The 6,599-nt window shown below is 63.9% G+C and carries 6 protein-coding genes; all 6 read left to right on the top strand.

Features of this window, described 5'->3' with window-relative positions; translation table 11 throughout:
• Positions 1-169 precede the first annotated feature (169 nt).
• The 6 genes from HHL27_RS21910 to HHL27_RS21935 all read left to right on the top strand — a co-directional run bounded on the left by HHL27_RS21910 (position 170) and on the right by HHL27_RS21935 (position 6,521).
• Positions 170-1,894, top strand: a complete 1,725-nt coding sequence (locus tag HHL27_RS21910) for a strawberry notch C-terminal domain-containing protein (RefSeq protein ID WP_420874096.1) — start codon at positions 170-172, stop codon at positions 1,892-1,894.
• A gap of 61 nt (positions 1,895-1,955) precedes the next feature.
• The gene (locus HHL27_RS21915) at positions 1,956-2,369 is read left to right on the top strand and encodes an MbcA/ParS/Xre antitoxin family protein (protein ID WP_100865738.1); all 414 of its coding nucleotides are present in this window, start codon (positions 1,956-1,958) and stop codon (positions 2,367-2,369) included.
• The gene (locus HHL27_RS21920; protein WP_169495489.1) at positions 2,366-3,094 is read left to right on the top strand and encodes an RES domain-containing protein; all 729 of its coding nucleotides are present in this window, start codon (positions 2,366-2,368) and stop codon (positions 3,092-3,094) included. Before HHL27_RS21915 ends, HHL27_RS21920 begins: the two co-directional genes overlap by 4 nt.
• Before the next feature lie 69 nt (positions 3,095-3,163).
• On the top strand, positions 3,164-3,445 hold the full coding sequence (locus HHL27_RS21925) for a hypothetical protein (protein ID WP_169495490.1): 282 nt from the start codon (positions 3,164-3,166) through the stop codon (positions 3,443-3,445).
• Between the two features lie 162 nt (positions 3,446-3,607).
• The gene (locus tag HHL27_RS21930; protein WP_169495491.1) at positions 3,608-5,617 is read left to right on the top strand and encodes a ParB/RepB/Spo0J family partition protein; all 2,010 of its coding nucleotides are present in this window, start codon (positions 3,608-3,610) and stop codon (positions 5,615-5,617) included.
• A 154-nt stretch (positions 5,618-5,771) separates the two neighbouring features.
• Positions 5,772-6,521, top strand: a complete 750-nt coding sequence (locus HHL27_RS21935; RefSeq protein ID WP_169495492.1) for an ArdC family protein — start codon at positions 5,772-5,774, stop codon at positions 6,519-6,521.
• Positions 6,522-6,599: the final 78 nt, after the last annotated feature.

The following is a 6,599-nucleotide window of genomic DNA, read 5'->3' on the forward strand; positions in this document are numbered from 1 at the left end:
TTGGTTCCTTCGACTTGTTGAGGTCGAGGGAACCGTAATTATCTGGAGTGAAATCATGGAAAACCGAAGGAAACCTGCGCCTCCCGCCACCACGCTCGACATAAACTGCGACTGCAAAGAATACGTGATCGACTACCTCACCAAGAGCTTTCCGGTGCGGTTGATGGCCGTGTTCAAGGACGAGAACGGCAATCCGCGCTCCGAGCCGATGGTCGACGATGCTGGCGCCCCGGTGCTGTGCCGCTCGGCGCTCGACGCGCGCGACCGAATGATCGAGCAACTCTGCGCGTTGCCGCCGATCGCCACCGCGCTCGATGCGATCATCGAGCGGTTCGGGACCGACCAGGTAGCTGAGGTCACTGGGCGAACCCGTCGGCTGATCGTCGGACGCGACGGGCGCCAGCAGCTTCAATCCCGTAGCCCCCGTGCCAATGTTGCCGAGACACAGGCGTTCATGGACGGCTCGAAAAAGGTTCTGGTCTTCTCTGACGCCGGCGGTACGGGCCGCAGCTATCATGCCGACCTTGCGGCAAAGAACCAGGCGCGCCGCGTCCATTTCCTGCTTGAACCGGGCTGGCGCGCCGATGCCGCCATCCAGGGACTCGGGCGGACCAACCGCACCAACCAGGCCTCGGCGCCGCTGTTCCGTCCTGTCACCACCGATGTGCGCGGCGAGCGGCGGTTTATCTCGACCATAGCGCGACGGCTCGACAGCCTCGGCGCGCTAACCCGCGGTCAGCGCCAGACCGGCGGGCAGAACCTGTTCGATCCCGCCGACAATCTCGAAAGCTCCTATGCCAAGGAGGCGCTTCACCGCTGGTTCGGGTTGCTGTTCATCGGAAAGCTCGACGCCGTGAGCCTCGCGCGGTTTGAGGAACTGACCGGACTCAGGATCGAAGGCCCCGACGGATCGATGGTCGACGACCTGCCGACGATCCAGCGCTGGCTCAACCGCATACTCGCGCTGCCGATCGCTCTGCAGAACGGCATCTTCGACGAGTTCCTCGGGTTGGTCGAAGCGCGGATCGATGCCGCGCGGCAGGCGGGCACGCTCGAACTCGGGGTCGAGACCATCGCGGTCGAGCATTTCGAGGTGCTCTCCGACACCCTGCTGCGCACCGATGCGCTCTCGGGCGCGACCACGCACCTCCTCGAACTCGAGATCGCCCGCGCGCTGAAGCCCTTGGGCCTCGCACGGCTTGAGGAGCTCTATGGTCTCTCGGGCGAGCGCCAGCAGTTGCTGCGCAATGCCCGTTCGGGCCGGATCGGGCTGTTGGTTCCGGCACGCAGCCTACTTGCCGACGACGGCACGCGGGTTGCCCGTTTCGGACTGGTCCGGCCCTTGAAGCACGGCCACCTAACCGCCGAGCAGCTTGAGGAAAGCAACTGGGAGCCAGTCGATTTCGCCGAGTTTCGCCGCCTCTGGCAAGCTGAGGTCGGTGAAGCCGCTGCGAGCCACAAGCGCGAACGACTGCATCTCGCGACTGGGTTGCTGCTTCCGGTCTGGGACAAGCTCCCTTCCGACTATGTTCGGGTCAGTCGGATCTCCGCTCGCGACGGGCGCTCGCTACTGGGTCGCGAAGTGCCACTCCACTGCGTTCCCGAAATCTGCCAGGCCCTGGGTCTGGAGGACGAACATGCGTTCTCGGCCGAGCAGATCGTCGACGCTGTGCTCACCGGTGGCCGGCCGATGCAGGTCAAGGGCCGCGAGGCGCTCACCCTCAAGCGCAGCCTGGTCAACGGGACTCAGCGGCTCGAGCTTGCCGACTGGTCGGCGGCGCGGCTTGACTGGTACAAGGCGCAAGGCTGTTTTACCGAGATCATCCGCTATCAGACGCGGTTGTTCGTGCCGACGATCGGCGCTGCGGGTATCCTCGCGCGGCTTGGCCAGTAGCTGCGAAACATATTGCCAAATGGCAACCAATGGAGTATATAGTGCCATATGGAGACTTGCCATGCTGGCTTTGCAACCCGTTGATACTACTGCTCCGGCGTTTCGTCCGGATCCGATCACCCAGGACGAAGCTGCCGCTATGTTCAGGGCGGTTCTCAACCTCTTTGGCAAGTGGGAACTTACCGACGAACAGGCGGCGACGCTGCTTGATATGCCGGTGCGCTCCTATCGGCGCTGGAAGGCTGAAGGGCCCGGCCGGGTCTCGCGTGATGGCGCGGCTCGCCTTTCCAACCTGATGGGCATTCACAAGGCGCTACGGATTGTCTTTTCGGACGCCCAGCGCGGTTATGCCTGGATCAAGGCAGGAAATAGCGCCTTCGCCGGATCGAGCGCACTTGATGTCATGCTCGGCGGTGAACTCACCGACATCATGCGCGTGCGCCGCTACCTCGACGCCGAGCGCGGTGGCTGGTGACGGATCAAGAGCAAGGCCCTGTTTCCCATGTTGAGTGGAAAGGCGCGGTCCGGATCCTCCTCAGCGCCTTTCCGCCGATCGACCTGTTCGAGGACATCGCCGACCCCGCCGACTGGCCGCTGCTGATCTCGGCAGAGCAAAAGACCAATCCCCGGATCATGGCGACCATCGGCAATCTTGACCTTGTGCCAGCGGACCGGCGGGTAGGCGGAAACGGTGCATCTTATCTGATGGCGCCGTTCACCCATGTCAGCACGGATCGGCCTAGCCGCTTCACCGATGGCAGCTATGGCGTTCTCTATGTCGGAAATGCCTTCGAAACCGCTCTCTTCGAAACCATCCATCACCATGCCCGGTTCATGGCCCGCACCACCGAAGAGCCCGGTTGGACCTCTCAATTCCGGGAGATCGTTCTTTCGGTCAGTGCCGATCTGCACGACCTGAGGGGAACTGAGCCCGCCAATCCAGCCCTTGATCCCGACAGCTATGTGGCGTCCCAGAGGCTTGCAGCAGCCCTTAAAGCGGGTGGGGCCGATGGCATGGTCTATCCAAGCATCCGGCATCCCGGAGGGGAATGTGTCGGACTGTTCTACCCTGACTGCGCATCAGAACCCGTTCAGGGGCGCCATCTCGACTATCATTGGGATGGGACGCGCGTCGATCTGGTGCGCGACGCGGGGACGGGCGCGGTCTTTCGTGTGATCGATCTACCGGCGGATGAGTAGCAGTCCGATGATCGCAGCATGGAGTTGCTACGGATGGGAAAGCGGAATCTCGCGATAGTGGGAACGCATGTGGACTTCTTCGCCGACATTTTCGACGAGAATGTTGGGGCCGATCCCTCCCATGTTTCTCGCTGCGCTTCGCCTCAAGATGCTGCGACCAGCTACTTCAAAGACATCTTTGAGAACTCGAACGGCCGCATTCGTTCGGCCGTGGTCGCCGTTTGGCCAGTCACATCGCCCGTCGAGCACTGCATCGTCTTTGATGCGGATGCCGTTCTGACACCGTGCATGGAGCCTGATGCCGAACCCGGCGAGTTTGATGTCTTTCTGGACGTCCGCGAGCGGATTTAGCGTACTGCTGCGCGGCCTGGCTTGGTGTGCTCAAGCGTGAACCCGTCGCGACGAGAATGAGCCCTTCAGCTAAATTGAGCAGAGGGGAGGAGGCTTTGCCCTGATTGAGCCAGTTGGGCGTCGATGGTCGATGCGCTGGGCTCGCAATCAGGAGTATGTGCCATGATCAAGACGATCCCGCTGAACAAGCTGGTTCCCTCGCCGCGCAATGTCCGCCGCCATAACGACCCGGCGGCCGACGCCGAGCTTACGGCCAGCATTGCTGCCCGCGGGCTGCTGCAGAATCTCATCGTGCGCCCGGGCGCCAAGGGCAAGTTCGAGGTCGAGGCCGGCGAGCGCCGCCGTAAGGCGATGCTGGCGCTGGCGGACGCCAAGGTCCTGCCCAAGGACCACGAAGTGACCTGCCTCGTGCTCGAAGACACCGCCGAAGGCGCCATCGAGACCAGCCTCGCGGAGAACTTCCATCGCCTGGCGATGAATCCGGCCGACGAGGCCCAGGCCTTCGCATCGCTGATCGAGGCGGGCGCCTCGATCGAGGATGTGGCGCGCCGCTTCGGCCTGACAGTCCGTTTCGTCGAAGGTCGCCTGCGACTCGCCAAGCTCGCGCCGGTCGTGTTCGAGGCACTGGCTTCGGGCGAAATCACACTCGATCTCGCCAAGGCATACGGCGCCACTTCGGACCAGGCGATCCAGGCCCGGGTCTTCGAACAGGTCTCGACCGGCTACTATGCCCCCAACCCGGACTCGATCCGCCGCATGGTGCTCTCGGGCACGGTCCGTGGCAGCGACCCCCGTGCCCGGCTCGTTGGACGCGATGCCTATATCGCTGCCGGTGGCCTGATCGAGCGCGAGCTGTTCGATGACGAGGACAGCGAAGCCTGGGCCGATGTCGCGTTGCTGGAGACCCTCGCCGCGGCGAAGATGGAGGAACAGGCCAAGGTCCTTGCCGAAGAGCAGGGCCTCGCGTGGGTTAAACCGACGCTCGATCCCTACGCCAGTCATGACCTCGTAGAGGGCCTGGTACGGCTTCCGGCCGAACCTGCGCCACTCACTGAAGCCGAACTCGCCCGGCTCGATGAACTCGACACTTCCTATGACGAACATGCCGCGATCCTTGAAGATGAGGACAGTGCCGAGGAAGCCGTGGCCGCGGCCGAAGCGGCAATCGAGGCGATCGAACGCGAGTGTCAGGATATCCGCGCTCGTCCGCCGGTGATCGCGGCCGAGCTCAAATCTGAGGCAGGGATGATCCTCGTACTGTCGCGCGATGGCACGCCGGTGCTCCAGCCGGTGTTCTACGGCGAACGAGAGGTCGACGGCGGAAACGATGACGCGGTCGAAATCGTGTCGGGCGAAGCCGGGGAGGGCAAGCGCCGCGCGGCGCTGTCGAAGCGCCTTGTCGATGAACTCGCGATGCAGCGCCGAGACGTCCTTGCGCTCCATGTCGCGTCCGATCCCGGTCTCGCGCTCGACCTGATGGTCTTCACGCTCGCCGACGCCGACACGCTCGACTACCGGGCGCGTTCGGCAACGACACTGCGGGGCGGCACACCTGCCGGCCCGATCATCGGGTTTGAGGCAAAGGATGCCGCGGCAAGCGCCTCGCTCGCCGAATTCAAGTCGGGCCTCGACGAGAACTGGCGTGGCGGCGCGGACGTGTCGGAGCGGTTCGACCGGTTCCGGGCGCTTTCCGATGAAGCCCGTGCCGCTTGGCTCGGTCACGTCGTCGGCCGCACTCTGGAAGCAAGTCTCAATATGGCCGGCGAGCGCAGGATCGACTTCCACGATCATCTGGCCACGCTCATCGGCATCGACATGGCCGCTTGGTGGCGCCCGACCGCGGCGAACTACTTCGACCGGGTGTCGAAGGCGGTGATCCTCGACGCGCTGGCTGCGGTTGGTGGTCCGGACCTGTCGAGCCGGTTCGCCTCGGTCAAGAAGGGTGATCTCGCGATGAGCGCCGAGCGCGTCTTCGGTGGGACCTACATCACCGAAGTCGAGATCCGCGAACGCGCGCTCGCTTGGGTGCCCGAGGTCATGCGCTTTGCTGGCGCCGCGCCCGTCGAGGTCGAAGCGGACGATGCGCAGATCCCCGAGTCCACCGGCGAAGCCGTCGCGAGCGCCGAAGGCGCCAACGACGACAATCAGCCCCCCCGCGAGCTGGCTGCCTGACCTCCTCCTGACAGGCAGGCCACTCGCCCCTTGCGAAGCGGTCCCTTGGCTTTGCCCAAGGGGCCGCTTCCTTTTGGGAAGAGAGTGGAGGGAGCTCGATGCTGAGCGGAACTGACCGGCGAACCTGCCGGCAGGCCACATCAGGAGAGCCCTCATGGCCTATCGCAAACCCTCGCCCGGCAGATTGTCACCCGCGACGCGCATTACCCAGGAGATCATCGCGCGGCTTGAAGCCGGGACCAAGCCGTGGGTGCAGCCCTGGCGCGACGTGCCCGTGTCGCGGCCCTTGCGCGCTTGCGGCATTCCCTATCGCGGCATGAATGTATTCTGGCTGTGGATGGTCGCCGACATGTGCGGCTTCGCCTCGCCTTACTGGATGACCTACAACCAGGCCAAAACCCTCGGCGCCCAGGTCCGCAAGGGTGAGAAGTCGACCATCGCCATTTTTTACAAGAGCTACACCAAGGAGGTCGAAGCGCCCGATACCGGCGAGAAGAGCGACGAGGCGTGCCGGGTTTTGAAGGCCTATCCGGTGTTCAACGCCGATCAGGTCGAAGGTCTGCCCGAGCGGTTTCATCCAGCCGTCTCGCTCGATCTGGTCGAGCCCGAGGGGCGCGAGGCCGAGCTCGATGCCTTCTTTGCCGCGATCCTCGTCAATCTGCGCCACCAAGGCTGCGAGGCCTACTACGAGCCAACCACCGACCGTGTGACCATGCCGCCAGCCAGCCTGTTCTCCGGTTTTGACCACTACTACGCGACTCTCGCCCACGAACTGTCGCACTGGACCGGTCATTCCAGCCGCCTGGCGCGCGATCTCAAGAACCGCTTCGGCACGGCGGCCTATGCCGCCGAGGAACTGGTCGCCTTATCTGGACAGTCTGCACCGTGCCTGACGCACCATTGAATGGTATGTTCTTGGCACAACGCAGGGGGTCATCAGGCCGGATGAAGCGCTATCCATAAGCTGGCGTAGTCCGGCCTG

Source organism: Novosphingobium olei, from assembly GCF_012927405.1.
GTDB lineage: Bacteria > Pseudomonadota > Alphaproteobacteria > Sphingomonadales > Sphingomonadaceae > Novosphingobium > Novosphingobium olei.

Excerpts from the sequence above, each read along its gene's own strand:
- HHL27_RS21915 (WP_100865738.1), top strand. The coding sequence starts at position 1,956 with ATGCTGGCTTTGCAACCCGTTGATACTACTGCTCCGGCGTTTCGTCCG.
- HHL27_RS21930 (WP_169495491.1), top strand. The coding sequence starts at position 3,608 with ATGATCAAGACGATCCCGCTGAACAAGCTGGTTCCCTCGCCGCGCAAT.
- HHL27_RS21935 (WP_169495492.1), top strand. The coding sequence starts at position 5,772 with ATGGCCTATCGCAAACCCTCGCCCGGCAGATTGTCACCCGCGACGCGC.